Source organism: Paenibacillus sp. A14, from assembly GCF_036864815.1.
GTDB lineage: Bacteria > Bacillota > Bacilli > Paenibacillales > Paenibacillaceae > Fontibacillus > Fontibacillus sanfengchensis.
The window spans coordinates 192,725-214,479 of the sequence record NZ_JBAGJD010000005.1 but is presented as its reverse complement, the minus strand read 5'-3'; the positions used below and the strand labels follow the sequence as shown (position 1 = coordinate 214,479).

Annotated in this window: 25 protein-coding genes; 2 read left to right on the top strand and 23 right to left on the bottom strand. The window is 42.8% G+C overall.

The window, feature by feature from the left end; translation table 11 throughout:
* The first annotated feature begins 98 nt into the window (after positions 1-98).
* Complete coding sequence (locus V4U88_RS15490; protein ID WP_334074151.1) at positions 99-284, top strand: hypothetical protein; 186 nt, start codon at positions 99-101, stop codon at positions 282-284.
* Positions 285-394: 110 nt separating this feature from the next.
* On the opposite strand, the gene V4U88_RS15485 is transcribed toward V4U88_RS15490, so the two are convergent.
* From V4U88_RS15485 to V4U88_RS15385, 22 genes are all read right to left on the bottom strand, one after another.
* Complete coding sequence (locus V4U88_RS15485; RefSeq protein ID WP_334074150.1) at positions 395-538, bottom strand: hypothetical protein; 144 nt, start codon at positions 536-538, stop codon at positions 395-397.
* Between the two features lie 807 nt (positions 539-1,345).
* Entirely contained in the window at positions 1,346-2,104 is a 759-nt protein-coding gene (locus V4U88_RS15480; RefSeq protein WP_334074149.1) for a hypothetical protein, read from the bottom strand.
* Positions 2,105-2,838: 734 nt separating this feature from the next.
* Positions 2,839-3,333, bottom strand: coding sequence for a hypothetical protein (locus tag V4U88_RS15475; protein ID WP_334074148.1), 495 nt, complete (start codon positions 3,331-3,333; stop codon positions 2,839-2,841).
* An 83-nt stretch (positions 3,334-3,416) separates the two neighbouring features.
* Positions 3,417-3,746 (bottom strand): hypothetical protein, encoded by a 330-nt coding sequence (locus tag V4U88_RS15470; RefSeq protein ID WP_334074147.1) that lies wholly within the window; start codon positions 3,744-3,746, stop codon positions 3,417-3,419.
* A gap of 453 nt (positions 3,747-4,199) precedes the next feature.
* Positions 4,200-4,553 (bottom strand): hypothetical protein, encoded by a 354-nt coding sequence (locus tag V4U88_RS15465; protein WP_334074146.1) that lies wholly within the window; start codon positions 4,551-4,553, stop codon positions 4,200-4,202.
* A 5-nt stretch (positions 4,554-4,558) separates the two neighbouring features.
* Positions 4,559-4,690 carry a deaminase domain-containing protein gene (locus tag V4U88_RS27025; protein ID WP_148455872.1) on the bottom strand — a complete coding sequence of 44 codons (132 nt, stop codon included), beginning with the start codon at positions 4,688-4,690 and terminating at the stop codon, positions 4,559-4,561.
* Between the two features lie 419 nt (positions 4,691-5,109).
* Positions 5,110-5,721: a pentapeptide repeat-containing protein gene (locus tag V4U88_RS15460; RefSeq protein ID WP_334074145.1), complete on the bottom strand. Its 612-nt coding sequence runs from the start codon at positions 5,719-5,721 to the stop codon at positions 5,110-5,112.
* Positions 5,722-5,739: 18 nt separating this feature from the next.
* Positions 5,740-8,016, bottom strand: a complete 2,277-nt coding sequence (locus V4U88_RS15455; protein WP_334074144.1) for a hypothetical protein — start codon at positions 8,014-8,016, stop codon at positions 5,740-5,742.
* A 187-nt stretch (positions 8,017-8,203) separates the two neighbouring features.
* Positions 8,204-9,286, bottom strand: coding sequence for an SGNH/GDSL hydrolase family protein (locus V4U88_RS15450; protein WP_334074143.1), 1,083 nt, complete (start codon positions 9,284-9,286; stop codon positions 8,204-8,206).
* 63 nt (positions 9,287-9,349) lie between these two features.
* A complete protein-coding gene (locus tag V4U88_RS15445; RefSeq protein ID WP_334074142.1) occupies positions 9,350-9,676 on the bottom strand; it encodes a hypothetical protein in 327 nt (108 codons plus the stop codon).
* A gap of 583 nt (positions 9,677-10,259) precedes the next feature.
* A complete protein-coding gene (locus tag V4U88_RS15440; protein ID WP_334074141.1) occupies positions 10,260-11,102 on the bottom strand; it encodes an aldo/keto reductase in 843 nt (280 codons plus the stop codon).
* 97 nt (positions 11,103-11,199) lie between these two features.
* Positions 11,200-13,107, bottom strand: a complete 1,908-nt coding sequence (locus tag V4U88_RS15435) for a hypothetical protein (protein WP_334074140.1) — start codon at positions 13,105-13,107, stop codon at positions 11,200-11,202.
* Between the two features lie 192 nt (positions 13,108-13,299).
* Complete coding sequence (locus tag V4U88_RS15430; RefSeq protein ID WP_334074139.1) at positions 13,300-13,977, bottom strand: hypothetical protein; 678 nt, start codon at positions 13,975-13,977, stop codon at positions 13,300-13,302.
* On the bottom strand, positions 13,970-14,641 hold the full coding sequence (locus V4U88_RS15425) for an ATP-binding cassette domain-containing protein (RefSeq protein WP_334074138.1): 672 nt from the start codon (positions 14,639-14,641) through the stop codon (positions 13,970-13,972). Before V4U88_RS15425 ends, V4U88_RS15430 begins: the two co-directional genes overlap by 8 nt.
* Entirely contained in the window at positions 14,641-15,402 is a 762-nt protein-coding gene (locus tag V4U88_RS15420; protein WP_334074137.1) for a hypothetical protein, read from the bottom strand. Before V4U88_RS15420 ends, V4U88_RS15425 begins: the two co-directional genes overlap by 1 nt.
* 5 nt (positions 15,403-15,407) lie before the next feature.
* Positions 15,408-16,154 (bottom strand): hypothetical protein, encoded by a 747-nt coding sequence (locus V4U88_RS15415; RefSeq protein WP_334074136.1) that lies wholly within the window; start codon positions 16,152-16,154, stop codon positions 15,408-15,410.
* A 21-nt stretch (positions 16,155-16,175) separates the two neighbouring features.
* Positions 16,176-17,003, bottom strand: coding sequence for a hypothetical protein (locus tag V4U88_RS15410; protein ID WP_334074135.1), 828 nt, complete (start codon positions 17,001-17,003; stop codon positions 16,176-16,178).
* Positions 17,004-17,720: 717 nt separating this feature from the next.
* On the bottom strand, positions 17,721-18,260 hold the full coding sequence (locus V4U88_RS15405) for a hypothetical protein (protein ID WP_334074134.1): 540 nt from the start codon (positions 18,258-18,260) through the stop codon (positions 17,721-17,723).
* A gap of 59 nt (positions 18,261-18,319) precedes the next feature.
* Positions 18,320-18,529: a helix-turn-helix domain-containing protein gene (locus V4U88_RS15400; RefSeq protein ID WP_334074133.1), complete on the bottom strand. Its 210-nt coding sequence runs from the start codon at positions 18,527-18,529 to the stop codon at positions 18,320-18,322.
* 10 nt (positions 18,530-18,539) lie between these two features.
* Positions 18,540-19,016 (bottom strand): DUF2975 domain-containing protein, encoded by a 477-nt coding sequence (locus V4U88_RS15395; protein WP_334074362.1) that lies wholly within the window; start codon positions 19,014-19,016, stop codon positions 18,540-18,542.
* 251 nt (positions 19,017-19,267) lie between these two features.
* A complete protein-coding gene (locus V4U88_RS15390) occupies positions 19,268-19,546 on the bottom strand; it encodes a DUF6809 family protein (RefSeq protein ID WP_334074132.1) in 279 nt (92 codons plus the stop codon).
* Positions 19,547-19,648: 102 nt separating this feature from the next.
* Positions 19,649-20,470: a copper amine oxidase N-terminal domain-containing protein gene (locus V4U88_RS15385; RefSeq protein WP_334074131.1), complete on the bottom strand. Its 822-nt coding sequence runs from the start codon at positions 20,468-20,470 to the stop codon at positions 19,649-19,651.
* Positions 20,471-20,603: 133 nt separating this feature from the next.
* Here V4U88_RS15385 and V4U88_RS15380 point away from each other — a divergent pair, with 133 nt between their 5' ends.
* The gene (locus V4U88_RS15380) at positions 20,604-21,179 is read left to right on the top strand and encodes a hypothetical protein (RefSeq protein ID WP_334074130.1); all 576 of its coding nucleotides are present in this window, start codon (positions 20,604-20,606) and stop codon (positions 21,177-21,179) included.
* 370 nt (positions 21,180-21,549) lie between these two features.
* On the opposite strand, the gene V4U88_RS15375 is transcribed toward V4U88_RS15380, so the two are convergent.
* Positions 21,550-21,741 carry a helix-turn-helix domain-containing protein gene (locus tag V4U88_RS15375; RefSeq protein ID WP_334074129.1) on the bottom strand — a complete coding sequence of 64 codons (192 nt, stop codon included), beginning with the start codon at positions 21,739-21,741 and terminating at the stop codon, positions 21,550-21,552.
* Between the last annotated feature and the right edge of the window lie 14 nt (positions 21,742-21,755).

Sequence of the window (21,755 nt, the reverse complement as noted above, 5' to 3'; positions counted from 1 at the left end):
CGCTGAGCTATCAGTTTACGAATTGGTCTCTATCTAAAGCTGAAAGAAGTAGTAGAGCAGAAGGAGAATGCCTATCGATCCCCATTGAAACCATCCGTGTGATTCTGGACGAAGCCAAGATTACCTACCAGAACACTAAGACATGGAAGCAGTCCGATGATACTGAATTTGAAAGTAAAAAACGAATCGAAGCCCTATACAACAGTTCTCCAAAAGACGGTAAGGTGATCTGCGGTGATGAGTTTGGCCCACTTTCTCTTCAACCTTATCGCGGTAAAAGTTAGGTTCAGCAGCACTCCGAAACGTGTTTGCGGGCACCTATACACACAAAAGAGGAGTTAAGCACTTACTCTCTGCGCTGGACTTGAGATCGAACCAGTTGTATGGCCACACTTCACAGAGTAAAAAACACACGGGTAATCTGCGCTTTTTCAGGATACTCCGCCGCCGTTACCATCGTTCCGAGCGTCTTTATTTCATCCTGAACAACTTCTCCCCGGAACATCACCATGGAGTAATTTCGAGCCTCTGAGTACAAGGATCTATCTTCTGCCATCCAGGCATATCTTAGCTGCAGAAACAAAAATAAGCGTCACGGAGCTATCTTACGCGAACAAACAAGATCAAGGTCGTCTGATAGGACACTAGTAAAAGACAAGCGGTTCCACTTGATGAATTGGAGCAGGCGCTTAGCACTTTATTAAAAATGTGTTCCCTCCCTGGTCTTCCTTTGGTTTTCTGCTGGCTACCGCCATGGCTTCTCCGTTCGCTACCGCCGCTCGCACGATTCGCTCCGTGCCCATTAGCCTCAGCCCCTCAGAATCTGACCTACTGCAGAGCTTCTTCCTTTCAACTGGTCTTTCTCTGTCGGCTGCCGCGCCAGATCCTTCAAACGAAAGTTACCGACGGTTCTGTTCTTCCGGATCCGTTCCGAGGTAAGTGCCTAAAACTTGACTAAAACAGAAAAAAATATAATATGTAATTAAGATCATATTTTTCTAATTTTAATAAATAAATGAAATCAATATGATATTGGAGGTTTTTTTTTGGAAAAATACGTAGGGCCTATGGTTTTATTGGTAACAGGATATTTATTGTTAAATCTTTCCCCAACATTAGAACCTTTATTTTTGTTTAAAATGTTCTTCGGTTTTTTCTTTTCAAACATTGAACTATACATTTTACACGCCTTGAATATTACAGGATTAATACTGGTTATTTATTCGACAGTAATGATAATTTATAAATCTGTAAAAAAATAAACTGCTTGAAGAGATGCCCTTATTTTGCCAATTTGGCAATATAAGGGCGTCTCTTTATTGATTGATATCTTCAGTAAAAGTTGTTAATTAAAAACAACAGAATCCTGATCGGAGACACCCCATTGTGATGGAGTTCTTGTAAATGTTGCATTCAAACTAAAAGGGTAGCTTAAAGTAAGACTTGTTAAAGTTGCACTTAAAGTATTCCAAGTGTGGACCCATTGCGACTTCATATAATAAGATTTTCCACTGGTTGGTTTAGTTATATAAAACCATGCATAGCCATGCATACCTTGCCCATATGCGTAGTTGTCAGCAAAAGTATAAGTTGCACCTGAATTCTGATAACTATAAAGAGAAGCACCGTTAGTATATTTGGTGTAATCTTTATCTTGCATCACGATGCCACCGTTTGTTCCTTGAGCATTAACCGATCTACCGTTTTCATCTGTAATAGCTATACCTAAAAAGTCGTACGCCGATCCTGATGTAGTATCCCAAGTATTATTTGTACCAGTATAGTCCCAGAGTACTTCAACTAAATATGTCCCAGGTTTATCAGGGTTTCTCATGAAGTAGTTAGTAACCTTCCCATCACCAGGAAGGCTTTGCGGTGAAATTGAGTCATTACCCTCCGAAGTTTGAACTTCCCATCCAAGTTTTTTTAACTCCTCTAAGCGATCTTTCTGAGTTAGTGCCCCTGATTCTCTTAGAATCTTGTTGGTTTCCCGCATCAGTTCTTCCCCCCCCCTTTCACTCGTAGGAGCTGCAATTGCTTGCGAAGAGAGAACTAACGCTGAAACAACAGTAGCCAACATAACAGACTTCAGAAGCTTTTTCATAATTTAATATCTCCTTCCTAAAATAGGTTATATATGTAATATACTACATTCATTTATATAATCCTCTTTTTTTATAAATATTTACAAGGATAAATTTAGAAATAAATTATTATTGCAGTTTTCCTCAGCTCTCTCTCCAGAACTTAATCTCTTTTCCATCGACGACTACAAATAGAGATATTGGTCGTGTTTTCATTGGATCTGCCACCGCCTCACCCCCTAAGGATCTGACCAGTTACAGGGCTCCTTCCAGGGACTCTGGTTCTTCTGCCGGCGGTTAGTCGGATCTGCTCCGTTGCCATCGGCCTCATTCCTATCACTCACTCCAACACATCCCTCTCCCAGTCCAAATTTAATCAGCGTTTTAATTGAGCTACAGGGTGTACTACATTAATCCAAACGGGGCAAAATGGAATTTTACACCCGAGCATATCAATAACGGTTTCTAAGTCAAATTCTCTCCCACTTAAGTTTTAATCATTTAACATCCAACGATGTAGAGAATCATCGGTAGAATTAAGCCTTTTTCCATGCTCCATTTTAGGCACAACTATGAACTTACACGTTTCGTCGATCGTAATATTTTGACATATGGAAATTTCATTCAAGGTTTGCAACAGGTGTTTCTTAAACATGGTTTTATTTATATTCAATGCGACCATACCATCACTCCGGTAAAATGGATATTCCATTACAATATAGGTTCCCTAAATTCGGTAGTTGATTGTTTGATTTCACCTCATACTTCCATATAGATATGGATAATTAAGACTCTTAAGATTTTCATTTGTTATAAAACTTGATTGATGTGCATCCAAATCATCGCTTACGAATAGAGTACCGCCAGCTCTTTTCATGATAGGGCTTGACCCATCGTCCAAAAGCAGCATTTCACCCTCAACTTCTCGCAGGAACTTTCCAATAACCTCAAGAAATTTCAACCAACCTAAGCCAAAATTCCTTGAGACAAATTGCACACTAATTACCCAGCTTGATTCAATACCAAAATCTTCTTTACTACACTCTAAAGTATCAGTCATGTCGTCGTCATCAAGGGTTATTGTCAAAAGAAAGTATTCACATCCTATATTTATATATCGATATCCATACCTATGCTGATACTTATTAAATGTCGGGGATTCTTTCAGAACTTGACTCAATAGCTTATAAAACAACTCCCCTAACATTCCACCATCTAAGCTTGTATTTATAAATAACGAATAGTCCATTTTTTTCACCTCTTATAAAACTTCGTTACTTTACCTTCTTCAATCCACCTTTCGTATCCAAGGTTATGTTGATACTGAAGAGCTTACCATTGCTCAATAGCTAAATCAGGATCAAGCATTTTGTCCGCACTATTTTCTTTAATAAAAAAGTAAATTAGGTCAATAAACAGTCGTAAATCCTTGTTTTGTACAATAAAGTGCCAGTTGACCATTTTGTCACCTTCTATACTGTACTCAATCCCTCTTTCCGTTACTTCTTCATCAAAATCCCACATTATCATCGGCATAATGATATTAAAACCTTTGTAATTTAGATAAATATGTATGCGATCTTCTTCTGTTATTAGCTTTAATTGGCATAAATCACTTGTATACCATAGGATGTTCTTATTTTCCTCGATTCTCCAAATCATCTTTTATGTCCCCCAGGATATATAGTAGTATAAGCGGACCTTGCGTTATAAAATGAACGAAAAAAACAGATCAATCCCGGTGGTATCTGACCATGATGGATCGACCTGTTTCGTGTAACGCGATTTCGCTAGTAGGTAGACATCTCGTACACCCTAATTCATGGTGACTTCTTACCTGCCAGATTGAACTACTGTTCAAGCTTATAACGGCTTCTATACTCGGCTATTCTGTCATGAACAACATAATAGCTTGGGTCTTCCTCGCCTATTTCCCGAGCCGATGCCGTGACAAGATCACGCAAAAAAGCCCATTCCACTCATATATTAAGTTGGAAGAGCTTATAAAAGTTTATCAAGTGTTTGAACTATTTAATGTTTAGTTTATTGGTTGTACAATCTAGTTACTGGTTATAAATAGGCTAACACAAAAATGTTGACAGCCCCTTACTTGATTTAAGACCCAAACTCTATAATGATATTTTTTACTTTTTCTAAATGTAAAACTCTGTTGAATACTTCTGCATCATTTATCCCTTCTTCTTTCCAATAATCCACTAATTTCTTATCGTTTATAATACTAAGTGCCTCTAATTTAATCTCATCTCTCAAACAATCGTGCTTTATACCTATCTCGGCTAGTAAAACTGTAAACATCCACCTGACATCCTCATAGTCATCTGTTTGGTTTTCATACTCGTTGATTAACCTTGAAACAGCTTGAATTGAAGATAAACCGTCGGATACAAACTTATCAAAATCATTTGGAACATACTCCATTAATTTCTCGCAAGTAATTTTTTCAAACATTCAACTCACCTTCCATTATCTTTTTTGCTCTTTACAAAGTACACAAACACCTCGATATCAGGGTACTTCGCTTTAAATTGTTCGATTATCGGACTACAGCTCGCACAAGGCTCACGGTCAGTGTTAACTTCAGCTATACCAAAGTTACCGCTTTTACGAATTCCTTTTTGGTAACTCTTTTCTTAATTCTTTACCTCTTCTTGCTAAATCTCCACCTATCCCTTTTGAATTTATATCTACTTTTTCTAAAGTGTAGCTGTTAGATTTATTATTACCCGTCCCCCGACCATCCCCAAGCTCCCTCTCCCGCGTCGGTCCAAGGTCATCCACCTTGGGCAATGTTTAATTGTCTGTACGCCAGATATTATAGTAATTTCAACAGGCAGTGAAAAGTCGGCATAACAGAAAACAGATCGATTAATGGTAATACCTTCCCATAACCGATCTGTTAAATGTAAAAGCAATCATTCTTCGCATAGAGCCTAACACTCCATAAGGATCGAATTTGCGCTGCTTACAGCGTAACAATTTAATAATAAAAACCTATAATGAATGTTTATAGCCAAACAGATTGAGACTTTAAATGAAAGATAGCTTCATCGTTCTTTATTATTTTTTCTTCATCAAAGTTTCCTATATTTAAATTATTACCAACTTTTTTTTCATCAAAATTTTGAATATTAATAAAACTTAGATTTTTTACCGACGCACAATAGAAATTCAATTTTTCAAAATCTATATCATTAAAGGTGATACCATCTAAACATGAATAAGCAAAACAATCGTACAATTTACAATTACAAAAATTACTGTTTATATACTCCGTTTCATTAGTCTGACATCTCCAAATTTGTGAACCTTGAAAACTACATTGAACAAATTTACTATACGAGAGATTTGCTTTAACCATGTTAATATTATTAAAAGCTACATTATCAAACTTGCAATCACACAATAGGCAATCGAAAAATTCGGTATTCTCAAAAACGTTATTCTTAAATAATGAACTTGTAATTTGGGCGTCTATAAAAGTAACTCCATTGAATGATAGATCAGAAAAGTCAACATGATCTAGTATTATCTTTTCCCCTTCTTCTCCTTTTGTATTAATATAACTCATATGCTTAGCAAACTTTTCATCCAATTCGCTTTGAGATATTTTTATCATTGACTACAACACACCTCTTTATTTCCAAATAATCTTGTCGTACAATCCTGCACTCTTTAAAGCATCTATCAATTGCCTTACATGCTCTTCTTCTACCTTTCTTGTGTTTATGATAACAAAATCCATGCCGTTTACATCAAACTCTTTTATAATATCTCGCATTGCATTAGATAATTTAAATGCTCCTGCTCTCGGATTAGTGATTTTATTTCCTTGATTATCCAAAGGGTATGATTGGAAGCTCTTTATATCATAATTAAGTCCTGTTACTTCGTCGATATAATCACCTTGGCCAATTGTGTCTCTAATTGCTCTTTTTATTATTCCCTCCTCTTCTAATTCAAGAATCACTTCTCGTTCGATTTCAGATCCCTCTGTAGTTTTCTTTTTATGTGGATCATATGCTAAATCAGCTAATTCCTCGGGTGTTCTCCCTCCGGTATATTTACCAGATTCATCATATAGATTTAACTTTCGCACTTCCCCCGCCCCCCGACCATCCCCAAGCTCCCTCTCCCGCGGCGGCCCAAGGTCATCCACCTTCGGCACCGTTAAATCGCCGGTACGCTCCGGGTTCAGGGCTGGAGGTTTCAGGGGTTCCTCGAGTTGGGACAACGTTTTGTCCACCTGTTTGGTTACTTTGGAGGAGACTTTCGCGCCGGCCTGGGCCGCCGCCTTAACCAGGGCGGCAACTTCCACCGCCTTGGCCAGCGCCCGCCCAAAACGCTGACTTTCCTCGTAGGAGGCCTTGCCGCTCAGGACTTTATCGTACAGCTCCCGGATATCCCGAAACGGCACGACAAATTCCGCGGCCGCCGCCTCGCCGATCGCAGCCTTGATGTCTTCGAAGGTCATGTCGCCGCTATAAACCGCTTTACCAAAATCGTAATAGGCGGGAACGGTTTCTGTCCAGTATTGGAGGGTTACGGGGTTCGTCTTATACGCGAATTGGGCCGCATCCCATGTGTCGGTGAGGAGCTGGCTAGCAATCCCATCGCCTACCCCTACTAGCGTCACGGAAGCCGCGAGGCCGCCGGCTTTCACATCCGGGTTATTCCAGATGCCCAGCCCTCTTTCCGCAGCCGCCAAATCCAGCAGTTCCTGCGTGATTTTCCCGTTTACCTCGAACTGATAGCGGTCTAAATGAAACATGTCCCGCCGGACGGCAGCCACGGAACTAACGGTATTGCCGATATGCTGATAGCCCGCAACAGCGACTAGGAACTCCAGATTGTATTTCCCGGTAATCTCCCCATGGTAGAGATTCATCTCTTTCAGATGTTCCTGCATTTTGCGGATATCCTTGGCCGAAACTTCTTTATTGTACTGCTCCAGAACCTGCTCCATCCGCTTGCGCTGCTCGACCGCCTTATGTACCGCTGCCTCAATTCGAGGATAATGCAGGGCAGCCCACTTCCGATACGCGGGGTTAAACAACCCGGCCGCAATGACAAATCTCAATTCGCTTTCCAAGGGCATGCGTGAGAAATCATTATTTAGTGGGTTATAGTCACAGGCGTTTAACGGCGACCCTTTGTAAAAAGAGGACAAACTTCCCCCTTCGCCATACCACTCCTCCGCTACGCCCAGATCGGCCAATCGGCTGCGCTGCTGATCCATCCGTTTATGGATGTACGCCATGTACTTCTCATTTTGATAGGTTTCATAAATTCGATAGGCCGACCGATCGCGGGCGATTTCCTCAAGCGTTCCGACGATGTCCTCCAATTCTCCCCTTGCCCACTTCTGCGCTTCAGGAGACCCGTAATCCAGCATGTCCAGCAGGGATCCGATGCGCTTATCGGCTTGGACCGGGCTTAAACGCCCCTTCAAGGAGATGTCCTGGACTTCCAGTAGCGCTCCCTTCAAAATTTGCAGCAAGGACAGCGGGGTGTTCCGCGCTTCGGCCACATTGTTCCGGCTATACCGATCGAAGCGGCTTGCCAAACCTAGCGCAAAGCTTTTTAACGTAAAAACGGCCCCCCGCTTTGCCTGCGCAAGCGCAAAGACTTCGCGTTCCGTTTGCAGGTACGCGCTAGCCACCTCGCCCAGCGCCCTCACCTTGTCGTACAGCCGGTCGTCCAACTGTTTTGCCATCCTCATCATCTCCCCAAGCTGTGCCGTCACCTCACGCACCGCGTCGCGGACCGAGGGTTCGGGATAGGAAGATTCCACCTGGCTAATCAGGCTGCTTAACCTCCCGGACAGATGGGTCAGTGAATTCTCCAGGTTCTGCCTCAAACGGCTCAAATCGCTTGATAATTGCTCTATCTTTTGGGTATCCGTTTTTTGCATCCCACTCGCCTCAACATTCCATACACCGAATTCAGGATATTTTACCAAAAACCTGAATTGGGAGGAATAGGAATAAGGTTCCGTTTGGATGGAACGCGGAGTAGGTATAATGGGTTATGGCGCGGGCTCATTAACGCCTTAGTCGGCAACCGACGGTAACACAGCCCTTCGAGGGGAGTGACTCAGCTCATTCCCAGCTCATAAGGCCTTTAATGCAGGCAACCAGTTTTTTCGCCGCTTTGGTATGCGTCGCATGCGACGGATGGTAGTTGACGGTATATCCGTCCTCCGCCGACTGCACGTCAAACTTCATCGTGGAGATGTGGGTATCCCCCGTTTCTTTCGTGTACTCGCGAACCGCTTGTTCCACCTTGGGATATAACCGGTCTCCCATGATCCCGAGCGTACAAAGGATCGTCGCACCCGCATTCTGCGCCCTGACCCGTTTCAGGAATTCGACGTATTGTCCGGCGTATTCCGCCTGTCTGTCGGCATCTTCCTTCGCGTAGGTATCATCATTCGTTCCAAGGTTAATGACGATCAGATCGGGGACAAACTGCCGGAAATCCCAGCGAAGCGATGTAGGGTCCAGAATGCCGTCAAATCTCCCCTCGGACTTGGCCACCAAGTCGTAATAATCCGGCAGAAGATGCGTCAGCAGTTTTTGATCGTTATCCGTAAATCCCGAGATTATGCCATACCCGCTATACGAAACCATGCTGTAGTCCGCCTGAAGGGCCTGGGCGGTTTGGTAGGCATAGGTTTTCGTGGCATCTTCCGTCGCCGTGGAAAAAACAGACTCCACCTTCTCATCATCCATCCCATAGCCGCAGGTGATCGAATCGCCGATAAACTCGATTTTACGCGCCTGTTCCGGGGTGGGCTTGATCCCCTCTTCGGCTTCCACCGTAATCTCCTGAATCCCCACCGTGGACATCGCCGCCTCCGACAGCTTCACGATCCTTACCGTAACCTGCTGCTTCACATCACTTTCGAAAAAAGTATACGTTTTCAAGGGTTGATTCACCAGATCATCGACAACCCGTTCTCCATTCACCTCGATGCCGATGCGGGCCAGATTCTCCTCGCCTGACGCGATATTATCGCCCTTTATCGTCACTTCCGCTTTTTTGCCATAAAACGTGAATTCCACGCCACCACCGGACAAAGCCAGCCATAGCGCATCATTGTAAACATAAGTCCGCCCCAGCCTTTTGACATGCTTTCCTGTGGCTTTAAACGTTTGGACGCCCCCGACATTGGTGCTCATATTGAACCTTCCCCCTCTAATTTAGACCGTGGCTGTATGCCGATCAATTTGTTCCATAGGTCGTCAAAATGATTTGTACGATACCATTTTATTAAATTCTCGCTTATGATCACATACTTTTTCTCGGATTGTTCCGGATGCAATTCGATGCCACCGGATGGTCCAAAAAACAAAAGTTTCACCCTCGTATGATCTTTGAACAAAATCGCCGGTATTGCTCGCACCATAGGCATTGCCTGGCTCGAAGGGGCTAAGCTCCGCCGCTTGTATCATTTCGATGACCGTGTCTGTCTCCTCTTGGGTTAAGGTTACAGGGTGGGTCATCCCGATATTGATTTCTAACACCCGATCTGCGGAAAGTTTTTCTTTAAAACGCGCGCGGCCATCCATCCGAGGATCTCCCGGATTCAAAGCAGCTCGAAACAAGCAGGATGACGCCGACCATCACCAGCATAAAACCCGCAAAACGTTCCCTACGTAACGCTAGAGCACTGGGCTCCGCGTCTTTAAACTTCCATCCAAGTTGCAGATACCATACGGATTAAGGCCGTATTGCGGCTATAAGTCCCAATATAATGAACAAAAACCCAAAAAAGCCTGCCATATAAGCCCCCTTATAAAGTCCCGCCGTCGGAGTCTACACACTAACGGGAAAAGCTCCCGTTAATTTACCGCTCTTGGCGGATTTAGCTGGAAATTCTCCATCTATTTGGCGGCCTAATTTCCGATAGACACAATTTCAGGCGAATTAACGGGAGGTTTTCCAGCTAATTCGCCTCTGCAGCCGCACACGCACCAAATTAACGGGAAGAATTCCCTTTAATTCGTACCAAACCCTTTTACATTCATAACATCTAATGGAGATGGTTTTTCCGGCTATAAGCGGGGTATACGCAAAAAGAAGGACCCGGAAAAAATTCTTCCGGATCCTCTCCATCAAGGACTTCTCATGCTCCATCGTTTAGTCCTAGGGTCAAAACTCCTCGTACTCGCTCGGATCCTGCCCCCATAACCGCCCGTCTTCGCGGCTGAAGGACGAGATGACTTCCATCTCCTCCGCCGACAGCTTGAAATCGAAAATATCAAGATTAGCCTGCTGATGCTGTACGGAGCCTGATTTCGGAATCGGAATCGCCCCGAGCTGGGTGTGCCAGCGCAAAATCACCTGAGCGCCCGTTTTTCCGTGGGCCTGTCCGATCTTGACGATTTTCTCGTGCTCCACAATATCATTCCCGCGCCCGAGCGGACTCCAGGATTCCGTCACGATGCCAAGCTCGGCATGCTTCCGCCGCTGATCGGCCTGGTCGAAGAAAGGATGCAGCTCCACCTGATTCATACTCGGAGTCACGCCAGTTTCTTGAATCAGGCGCTCCAGATGCTCGGGAAGGAAGTTGCTGACGCCGATCGACCGGATATAGCCTCGCTTCCGGGCCTCGATCATCGCCTGCCAAGCTTCCACGTACAGATCCGTCTTGGGATTGGGCCAATGGATCAGATAGAGGTCATAATAATCCAGATCGGCCCGGTACAGCGATTCCTCGATGGTCGCGAGCGCCTCTTTGTAGGCGTGACGGCGTCCCGGCAGCTTGGAACAAATCAACAGCTCTTCCCGGGGAACGGAACTCCGCTTGATCGCCTTCCCGACTGCCCCCTCGTTCTCATAGTTAAAAGCCGAGTCAATTAACCGATACCCCGCATCCATCGCGGCGGCCATCGCCTTTACGCCCTCTTCCCCCTTCAGGCTATACGTGCCAAGCCCGATCGCGGGGACCTTTAAGCCATCGTTTAGCGTATGTTCCGGGATGTTCCGATTCATTTTGAGCAGCCTCCTTACAGAAGTGATGGAATCTTAACTCCTACTATTATAAACGATGTTCAGGAGTTATTACCCCATAACCCGTACTTCAATGAGGCTAGAGAATTTCGTAATCGGCTACTCCGAGCATAAATCTTACACGATCGGCCACCTGCTCGGGTTTTCCGTTCTTTTCGCGCATCAAATCCCCGGTTCCCTTGGAAGGATCAAAGTTGATGATGTAGTAGAGACCGCTGGATTCGTTATAGTCAAAAGCGTGGACATGCTCCGAAATTTTGACGGACTTTCCGTTGCGATAACGGTATAAAGTTCCGGCCCGTTCTTCCAAATCGTAATCCGCTAAATAGTAAAGCTCGTCCGTCTGCGAATAGTATTTATTGGAACTGTAATCGACGCCTTTAAAGATTTGGTGGCTTGCCCCATTGGCATAGGCATAGAGCGTAGATTCCTCGCCTGAAATTTTGAAATAGAACAGCTTGTCTCTGTTTTCCCCTAGAGGCAAAAACAAGGAAACATCCTCATCCAGCACTTTACGGTGAACAGGTAAGCCTTCCTCCAGATCGTAAGAAACAAACGTCTTTCCTTCTTCATTGCCATAGAGCTTTTTGCCATCCGGGCTTAATGCAGCCTGTATCAGCAAGGAGCCCGAGTCCTTATCCAGCTTGACCGCGCCGGTGCGGGGCGTATAAAGATAAACCTCCGAAGCCTCGTCCAGTTTTTTCTTATAATCGGCTTCCGCCTGCTCCGGGAATTCCACCTCCGATAACGGAATTTTAGGTGCCTTGGTATAATCGGGCAATTTCTTGTAAATGATTAGGCCCGTTTTGGCGTCGACCAATAGCATGCGCTCATATCTATCCGTTACATCCACAGATTGTCCCCCGCTGAAATAATGTAGACTTCCAAAGGTGCCCAGGCTCCTTGTCTTGAGGACACTGCGTAATCTGTCCCGTTCGACCTTCTTGTCATACGCCTCTTCGGCCTTGTCAAAGCCCGATTCATCGAAAACCTCCACATCCGCTTCATAGGGCTCGCCCGTCCAGTAGTTAGTCAGCGTTCTCTTTTCTACGCTCGCATAATCCTCTTCCTTCGGTTTTATGATGGCCGCATCGCTTTCCTTGAGATCGTCGACCACCACATCGTAAAGCGTCAAATTCGTTGGCTCGGTCGCGCGATAGAAGAGCGCCCCTTCATGCACTTCCCCTACCTCATAATCCACATTAGAGATCAGTTTGACCGGGGATTTGCCGGGCATCATGCTGTAAAGATCGTTCGATCTGTTTGACGTCTTTTTCAAGTAATGGATTTCCCCGGATTTAGTATCGATATTCGATATACGGGACACATTCGTATCAATAACCGCCTGCTTATGGAAACCCCTACGTTTGGCCATTTTAAGAGTCCGTTGGTTCTGGTCATCCAGGGTTATGTAGTATAGCAGTCCAGGCTCATCGATATAGTTGTAGATGACTATCCTCTCATCGATTAAAGTTTCCTTGTCCAGATTATGTACATAAAGAGCTCCCCTGTCGTCATCCTTCAAGTAAAAGGCGAACTCACCGTCGCCGCTGATCTCGAAAAAACTCGAATTCATTTCACTGATGCCGGAAGCCAGGTCTGATCCGGGTTCACTGGCGGAGGAACTTTTGGACAAATCACGGTAAGATAAGACAGCTTTACCATCCTTCGTAATCTCCCTTACAAAAAACATCCTGCTCCGCCGTTCATTTACCTTGATCAGTCTATCTTTCATATACCTCTCCACCGAAGAGTGCGGCCACGGCCTTAATTCGTCCTCCGGCAAGGGTCCACCCAACTCGAGCGGCTGCTGCTCATCCTCTTGCATCATCATGAGCAAGTCGTCTCTGACAAAGACGACGGGACTCTCCAAGGCGGAACCTGCTCCCCATGGTTTGAAGATCCATAGCACCACCAATACGGCCACCCCCGCAAAGGCGAGGAGCAAGGAAACCGCGAGCTTTTTGTGTTGGCGTAAAACTTGCAAAACTATTCCCTCCTGTATGTATAAATGATGAAACAAAATTACATATTATAACACAATACCTTATAACCCCCTTCCCTTCCATGATTTTTTTGTCGTATTCGATCAATATATGTCATAGAATCCGCTGACAGCACAAAAAGGGACCCGGAGAAAGGCTTTCCGGATCCGCCAAGAGTAAATTTCACATTTTCATTATTTATATTCAGCCATGACAGCGTTTCGTAATTCGTTGTACTTTTGTAGTTGCTCTTTTTTTGTTGTGATTATCGCCCAATCCTTTACTTTGGAATACTTAATCCCATTATCTAGTTCCTCTCTGGATAAGGGCTGGTTTGTTTTTTCGTTAGAAGTCTCCTCGAACTTTCCGTAATAAGTAGAAATGGGTACGAAGCTGACATCCTCATCTCCCTTATATTTATATCCCTCTGGCTTTTTAAGATGTTTTAAAAAAGCAATATATTCGCCATCATCCTGCATAATATTGTAACCGCCAAAAGATAGATAATTCGGACCAAAAAAATAACTTGGTTCATAAATATAAATCTCATGTTTCCCTTCTAAATTCGCTCCTTTATAAACCTTCATGACTTCGACTTTGGTTTTGATGGTTTGCGAATAATTTAATCTGTTCTTCGTTGCTTTAACTTTAAGAATTAAGTCAGAATGATCAATCAATTCATTAAGTGAGTCTATCTCATTATTAAAATAAGTGGAAACCAAGGTCTCATCCTCTATAAGATTAAGGCGAATTTCACTTTGTTTGGTGTATTCCTGAACAGCCAGATTATTTTCAAATGACTTGGATGTTACTATTCCCACCACAATAGAGACCATTAAGATTATAACCAACAACCCGAAATATTTACGCATCGTTGTCAGCCCCCATCTTTAAGCCGCCTGCCTCGATCTCTTCCTTGAGACTCCCATTTCTCATTAAATACCTCTTATCAGCCAGGATCTCCAAATCTTCTTTATTATGACTAGCAATTAAAACTGTCGCTCCGCGTAACTTTTCTTCCAGAATAATATTCCTAATACGTTCGACGCCTTCCTCATCCAACGCATTTGTCGGCTCATCCAAGACCAGAATATCCGGCTTCTCCATAATCGCCTGTGCCATCGCTAAACGCTGTTTCATCCCTAGGGAATACTTCTTATAAACACGCGAATCCTTTGGATCTAATCCCACTCTGTTTAGAGCTTCGGATATTTCCTCATTACTTATTTTATTTTGAATCGATGCCAGAACCTTCAAATTCTCAAAGCCCGTATACCGATCCCAAAACCCGGGTGATTCAATGATCACTCCAAGTCCCTGAGGAAAAGAAAGATCTCGATGCAAAGTTTTCCCGTGAATGATAATTTCGCCTTCAGTAGGTTTTACCAAACCGCAGACTACCCTAAACAGCATGGTTTTCCCAGAACCGTTCGCTCCAAAAAAAGCGTGAATTTTATTATCCTCAAGGGTCAATTGTATATTATTTAAGACCTGTTCATTCCCTATAGTCTTACTAACATTTTTGAGTATAATCACTAAAGAGCCTCCTTAGCTAAAATATCTTGGTTTCTAATCCTCCAGCAGCCGAACAGTACGATTACTATCAAAAACGTTGCTAAATAAAAAAACGGAAAGTACAAATCAGACATTTTTATATGTAGTAAGTCTTCGGATTGCCAACCCACAATGTTTTGAGTAAAAGGGAGCCATTTTGTAAAATTTGTGTCCCCACCCCATATTCCGCCGATAAGGATAAATAGAAAATTTAAAGCAATTATCAAACTCGAACTATAAATTACATTCATAATAATGGAAAGAACATTGACAAGTAATATAGAAACAACTAATCCGAGCGTACTAAAGATGAATATTTGTAATATAAGAACCAGGAACGAGGAGATGTTAACAGGGCTTAAATTATACAGAACCCCCAAAGATAAAGTAGCGGTATATACGACTATTTGAAAGAACAAAATATATATTAGTACGGTAGTAACTTGTTGTAGAAACCACTCAATCCTTTTATTGGTTCTAGTAAAAATATAGACAGCATGTTCACCCATTTGTTTATGAATATGGTTACCAATATAGAAATTGAGTATTAATAACGGTAATAACCATATGAATAACGGAATCACCCAAGTAATACTTTCGCGATTTATATTACCGTAGGATTCCATAATGATCCCTTCTAGATCAAATCCATAATTTAATGTTCGGTAAAACGAAAACACCGCAAGCGATACTCCCCATAAAAGAAGCTTTAGCAAAAGCTTAATATCTATAAGAATTCTCATATTTGCTACTCCCAATAAATATCCTTTTCTTTTATTAAAACCAACCCCAGAACATATAATATTATAGTGGCACTAAAGCATATGCCCACATGGACCGCATCCGAGAAATTCACCTGCCCAAAGGCAGTGGAATTAGAGCTATACTTATAACTAATGGCCATATATTGATCCAATGTAATCCAGGTTGCTTTAAAAACCCACTGGACCGTTTTAATAATAAAAAGCAACACTATGGGAAGAATTATCCCCCAATAGTGTTTCCGAAAACATAACACAATAATAAAACTTGCCTCTCCTAGCAAAACAAACCCGCTTAGGAGTGTACATGTTATTAAAATACCAATCGGTAAATAGATATTAACAATAGCATTTAAAGATAATCCGCCAAATAACAGCATCGAGATCATTACCAATTGGATGATGAGTGAAACCGTCGCGGAAAATAGAAAAATTAAAAATACACTATTTAGCCACCATTTCGAAAAGTTTCCGTACTTCAACAAAACGTTACTTTTAAATAAACTGAAAACAAAATTTAGTATAAACACCAAAAACATAGGGATATATAAAAATAATACTATATTCTCGTTCATCATCCCCGTAAGCACATTTAAAAGTAGATTGTGATCCCCAACTTCATCAACTTCCACACGATGGATGGAGTAACCCCCTAAAATAACAAGAAAGAATATAAAAAAAAGGGTTAGTTTAGTTTTTAAGGCTCGTAACCAAAGTTGAAGTTGTAAATTCATAATATTAATCCACAGCCTCCATTAACGATGAATTCCCAATTCAATGCGCCGTGCTTTAAACAGGACTAGACCAGAACTAACCACAAGTAATCCGGTTATCCATAAGCACAAATCTATAAGACTTCCTTTTGTAGCAGGTGTTAGTAAGCTTGTGTAGCTTAACCGGTTTGAACCCAGTAAAGAAATAACCAGATTTAATATGGTTATAAAAAGAAACACACCTGTAAAAATAGAGAATTGGTTATAGTTAAACGTTAAGAACGCCGCAAACGCAAATATAGAGAAGAGCGATGCCATCAAACTGATTAAAACCATAAACACCATGTTATACAATAACGGATGGCCTAATCGGAGCACATCCATGATCGCCTGCGAATCATAATTTTGAATGCCAATATCATATGAAGGTAAAGCAAACCGATTATCATAACCCACTTGAGGAAATGTAATTAAACATAGAATTTGATTAATAAATAAAGGAATAAAGACTGTAAAAAAGCTCACTAAAAAAGTCACCGAAACTTTTGCCCAAAGATAAGTTTTTAAATCGGATCTTGTCAGGATGTTCTTATAAACTCCGGATCGCAAGTCAGTAATTAGAGAATTGGAATAAATCACGGGAATAATCAAAGGGAGCAGCACTAGTAGAATATTCATCATAATCTTAGTCGATGTCCCTTGTAATATTGACATTTCATAAGCTGATCGAATAAAGGTTAATTCCGATCCGTATACAATGTAACAAGCTTCTATAAAAGTTCCGATAGATATAAGAAAAAACACTAAAAATACAACCTTAAATTCTATTCGACTAAGACAATTTTTCAACTCCATCTTCCACAAATTCACCGATAAAACCCCTTTAAAATGAATTTAATGAAGCGTTCTCAAAAGAACGCTTCATTTGTTTTCAAAATAAAATTCCTCCTTTATTGGAAAATCATAGTTTGCAAACTGTAATTATAATACAATATTTACCTGTTTTTAAGTATGGGTAAACTGGACTTTTTATTTCAAAAATTTATTTTATACTATTCGTTATCCCAACTCTCCTTCTTTTAAAATCTCTTAAGCGTTTTCAATTGGGCATTGGGAAAAGTCCCAGTCAGGAATATAATAGCAAAAGATGTGGCCTTTCGAAGGGTACGATACATCATAGGTAACGGTGCAAATCAGGAGTTTTTTCATGTCTACGGACAAGGGAACCTGGTCATGATCGTGGGGGGCAGCCAAAGTAGTGCTGATCTGCGCCACTTGCTGGTAATGCTAAAACAAAAACAAGGGCCTAGGGCAGCAACGATATTAACATCTTTTTCATTCAAATCCCTTCCTCTCATATTTTGCTTATTTATGCTAAAATAGGGAGCACAAAGGAGGATGATTAAATGGGTTCATTTGGTTCGTTTATATACGCAGGAATCTTCTTTTTTCTATTATTTCTAGCAGCTATAGGAGTGGGAATCTGGGCTTTAATCAAGTATACAAGGAGAAAATAGCAATGATCCCGGGTCAGCTTTGAACGTCCTACCCTTCTAGAGCCCACTCGTAAAAGTACGGCCCGACCCTTCAAGAATAAGCATACCTCATATCGACACTCGTCTGATAATCCTGTACCCTTCCTTCAAAGATCAGTTGAAAATTGGCAAAATGGGGCAGCTCGCCGGGTTCAACCAGCGCAGGGTCTTTGTCAAAATGAAGGACCTCCCCCTCCTTCAGCACAGACGCCACAAACTGAAAGCAGAAGAAAGCATGCTTTCTCGGGATCGGTTTTTGCAGCATCACGCCAAATAATCCGATGAAATTATAGCGGTAACGTTCTTTTTGCGCGGCGACTTCCCGGATATAGCGATGCATCCTATGATATTCATCATGGGTTACAGTTAAAGCATAGATCGCACATTCCGCTTGCATAAACAGGACGGAGTGAAGATTCTCTCGGACGAATCCGCCTATAAAGGGGTTATTTGCCGTCTTTCTCCCAAAACTATATACCTCGCTCAATCCGGCATCAAAGGCAATGGAGGCATGATTATAAGGTTGTCCGGTATAGGACTTAATCATCCGGTTTAACACCGTCCCCGTATCCGTCAAAAGGAGATATATCATTGGTTCTCCGGTCAACTTCCTCACCTCAACTTACATCCTCTCGTGCGACAAGGGATTGGTTATTCCTCACTTTGGTATTCCAAAATATCGCCGGGCTGGCACTCCAAAGCCTGACAAATCGCTTCCAGAGTTGAAAAGCGGATCGCCTTGGCCTTGCCGTTTTTCAAAATAGACAGATTCGCCATGGTGATTCCGACCCTCTCCGAAAGTTCCGTTACACTCATTTTCCGCTTAGCCAGCATCACGTCAACATTGATTATGATCGCCATTGTGTTCACCTCAGACCGTTAAATCATTTTCCGATTTGATATCGATGGCATTCTTTAACAGCTTTTGAAGCACCGCCGCAAAGACCGCAATCACAAACGAGGCAAAAATAATGACCAGCCCGATCACAATCAGCCCCGGCGCATCGTCTTTCTCGGCCATCAAATAGAGAAAAGGCTCGCTTGCCGCAAACAGGATACTGATCGCGAACGCACAGTATTTTATATTTTTCAAAGTGCCGACGGCCAACTCCGAAAACGCCTGATCCTTGTCAATATAGCTCAACAGCCGAAACGCCTGAAACAAGGCGAAGTAGAACGGAATCACCGAGACGTAGATCAAGATAAACACCGGATACACCCAATAGGGAGAAAAATACTCCGCCGCCTCACCGACAATCCTGGGCAACCCCAATACGCACAAAGCAAGAACCGGAAGTCCGATCAGAACCACAACGGCCTTTAAAAACAGCGTCTCACGCTTCACCAAAAGCACCTCGCTTGAAAATTCGATAATTTGATTATACACAGAATTTATTGTTTTTCAATAAATAGTTATTAATTAACGTTAAATTATTATTGATAAAACAGAAAAACAAACCAATAAAAATGCACCCCTTAGATGGCATCGGTAGAACCTAAGGAGTGCACTTTTCAATTTTAATAGAAGGGCCTCGGGCTGATTTCGCCTCGTCGCTGGATGAGGCAGTTCCCCCCCTTCGCGGACGGGGACTTTTTCGTCTATTTGTCCATCCTCTCCGCATACACCTCAAACACCATCGCCGCCCCAAGCCTAAATCCCTGCGAAAAAGAAGCCGCCAGCTCCATCCCCTGAATCTGTTGGTACAGATCGAGCAACGCCTCGAGTTCCTTGAGGTCCTCGTCGGAAAGTTTACCTTTCCAAGCCTCTATGGACTCGGATATTTGCCGGCCCATCTGGCGATACTTCGGATCTTGGGGTACGGCCGTTTCATGGGGGATTAGGTTGCCATAGTATAGGGATTCGAGGAAGGTTGGCATAAGAACACCTCCGTTTTCTTTTTATAGTAACAAAGGTGGGGTGAGGGTGTGGTACGTGTATGCGTATAGTAGTTAACAAAAAAAGCACCTCGTGGGTGCCTATTACTGCGACTGATCGGCAAATTCTCGGGCCACCGTGATAATATAGTCGACACCTTTGGCGGGGAAGTTTTGTGAAACCGAGATTTGTCCGTCCTGCTTGACCTCTGGGATCGTAGGGTAGAACGGCTTGCTGTAGGAATCGGTCGCGAAGCCTCCACCGGCGCTTTTTTCGTAAGAAACCAGGGGGTGGATGTCAGACTTTCCTTTGGGCAAGGCGTGCCCAGTTACGTTCGCCGCGTTAATGGTGAGCCGGAAAGTGCTGTTACTTTTGGAAGTGATCGTATAGCTGTCGATGCGAAAGGCTCCGTCCTGGCTGTTGCTGTACAAATCGTTTCCGTCAAAGTTTTTGAATGGCTGCCCGGTGAGGATCTTCTCATCATCCAACACCAACACCTGCAACTTCTTATCCCAATGACTCTTTAAGTCCGCACGGTCCAGAAAAATACGAATCGGCAAAAACACGGCCCCACTCTTCAGTACAGGTTCAGTGTCCATAACCACGGTTTGTCCATCCATCTCTGCTTTGTTAGATCCGACAGTGAACTGAAACTGGTGGTCCAGCCACTCGAGTTGAGCTGTCTTGGAGGTGGTAGAATAAGCCACCTTTCCGCCGAACAACTCCTCGAAAATACGGAGTGGAACCAGTAGACGCTGGTTCTTATCCATAAACGGCGCTGCCGGTTTTGTGTACAGGATGAAGAACTTGCCGGCCTTGAGGTAAACTGCGGACTTGGAAGGCAGAGCCGAAGCGGAGGCCTCCTTAAGCTGACTAAAAGGCAAAATTATAGAGAGACAGAGCAAGGTTAAAAGTATCTTTTTCATATTAGTGATCACCTCACCGTTTTATTGTACCTTAGACGTGTTACTGCATGTTGAAGTTGCATTAACAGCCCGAGCCAGCGCTTTCATACTTTACTTAGGAACCTGATAGAATTACGATTGGGATATATTAGAAATGGGTGTAAGCGAGGGTGATGTAATGAAAATGTTTAAAAAGAAATGGTACCTGTTAGGATTCATAATAATGCTTCTCGTATCACTCTCCGCTATATTTTTACTATTACAAAGAGAAACCTATAGCAAAATAATGGACCTCCATATTGAGCAGCTAAGAGAAAAAGAAAATATTGAAGTACTTGATGTAGTAAAAAATAACGATCTTGAAGAACCCTTTGCATTTGTATCCTACAGGCAACGCCAAAAAATCGGAGCTTATGTAGTAAGGGTTATTAATGAGAGGTTAGAATACGGTATCAATATCAAGAATAGTGTGGATCCAAGCAAACCTGTCCAAGTTTATGGATCCCGAACAGGTTTCCCTATGCTAATGGTTCAGATCAATGATGATAATCTACTCAGCGAAGGCACCTATATTTATGTAACTTTCAATCAAGAAAAATGGCATCGACTAGACATGGAAAAGTTAAAAAGAAACTACATCATTTCTGGAGACTATGGTGAGGCATCAATAGGGAGGTCATCTGTTCAAATATACAATGGGAACCATGAAATGATATTTGAGAGTGGGTGAAGTTGGCCTCGAAAAGAAAATCGAGCAGATGTAAATTAGCAGTTAGTACGTGTCGCGTATAGTTTGGGGCTAGCAAAGAAGGCACCTCGTGGGTGCCTTTTAGTAACTGCTGATATTCGCTATAATTAGGGTGGGTCTGATACAGATACATCGTCTCGATATCCTCTTCCTCTGACCGGGCTGCTTGTGTTTCATCCACTAAGGAGTGCCTTCAAGGGCTTGATTTACGCGGTATTTTGCATCAAGACTATATTTCTTCAATCACCCCGTCATTTATTTTAACGTCATCACATTATCCGGTCTCTGCGCCAACGTAGAAGTGGTGACTCCCTTAGGCAAGGAATTATTAGTAGAGAGGGAATTTTTTAATTCAGTCACTAATATCAAACCGTTGAATGACTTCAATCATTTTTACATAGAGATCTTGCTGTAAATCTTCTCGGTGTTCGGTTGGCACTTGATAAAGCTCTGCCTTTATTTTTGGGGTAAAGAAATCAAGAATCTGCATTGTTGCATCGGGATCATGCAATTGCTGCGCTCTCATTAACAACTTGGTCATCATGGACACCTTCACCC

Bases quoted from the DNA above. Each gene is read 5' to 3' on its own strand.
- V4U88_RS15420 (WP_334074137.1), bottom strand. From the start codon at position 15,402: ATGAGAATTCTTATAGATATTAAGCTTTTGCTAAAGCTTCTTTTATGG.
- V4U88_RS15430 (WP_334074139.1), bottom strand. From the start codon at position 13,977: ATGCGTAAATATTTCGGGTTGTTGGTTATAATCTTAATGGTCTCTATT.
- V4U88_RS15440 (WP_334074141.1), bottom strand. From the start codon at position 11,102: ATGAATCGGAACATCCCGGAACATACGCTAAACGATGGCTTAAAGGTC.
- V4U88_RS15390 (WP_334074132.1), bottom strand. From the start codon at position 19,546: ATGCCAACCTTCCTCGAATCCCTATACTATGGCAACCTAATCCCCCAT.
- V4U88_RS15405 (WP_334074134.1), bottom strand. From the start codon at position 18,260: ATGATATATCTCCTTTTGACGGATACGGGGACGGTGTTAAACCGGATG.
- V4U88_RS15470 (WP_334074147.1), bottom strand. From the start codon at position 3,746: ATGATTTGGAGAATCGAGGAAAATAAGAACATCCTATGGTATACAAGT.
- V4U88_RS15480 (WP_334074149.1), bottom strand. From the start codon at position 2,104: ATGAAAAAGCTTCTGAAGTCTGTTATGTTGGCTACTGTTGTTTCAGCG.
- V4U88_RS15475 (WP_334074148.1), bottom strand. From the start codon at position 3,333: ATGGACTATTCGTTATTTATAAATACAAGCTTAGATGGTGGAATGTTA.
- V4U88_RS15380 (WP_334074130.1), top strand. From the start codon at position 20,604: ATGGGTGTAAGCGAGGGTGATGTAATGAAAATGTTTAAAAAGAAATGG.
- V4U88_RS15455 (WP_334074144.1), bottom strand. From the start codon at position 8,016: ATGCAAAAAACGGATACCCAAAAGATAGAGCAATTATCAAGCGATTTG.
- V4U88_RS15445 (WP_334074142.1), bottom strand. From the start codon at position 9,676: ATGGATGGCCGCGCGCGTTTTAAAGAAAAACTTTCCGCAGATCGGGTG.
- V4U88_RS15385 (WP_334074131.1), bottom strand. From the start codon at position 20,470: ATGAAAAAGATACTTTTAACCTTGCTCTGTCTCTCTATAATTTTGCCT.
- V4U88_RS15465 (WP_334074146.1), bottom strand. From the start codon at position 4,553: ATGTTTGAAAAAATTACTTGCGAGAAATTAATGGAGTATGTTCCAAAT.
- V4U88_RS15375 (WP_334074129.1), bottom strand. From the start codon at position 21,741: ATGATGACCAAGTTGTTAATGAGAGCGCAGCAATTGCATGATCCCGAT.
- V4U88_RS15400 (WP_334074133.1), bottom strand. From the start codon at position 18,529: ATGGCGATCATAATCAATGTTGACGTGATGCTGGCTAAGCGGAAAATG.
- V4U88_RS15460 (WP_334074145.1), bottom strand. From the start codon at position 5,721: ATGATAAAAATATCTCAAAGCGAATTGGATGAAAAGTTTGCTAAGCAT.
- V4U88_RS15450 (WP_334074143.1), bottom strand. From the start codon at position 9,286: ATGAGCACCAATGTCGGGGGCGTCCAAACGTTTAAAGCCACAGGAAAG.
- V4U88_RS15415 (WP_334074136.1), bottom strand. From the start codon at position 16,154: ATGAATTTACAACTTCAACTTTGGTTACGAGCCTTAAAAACTAAACTA.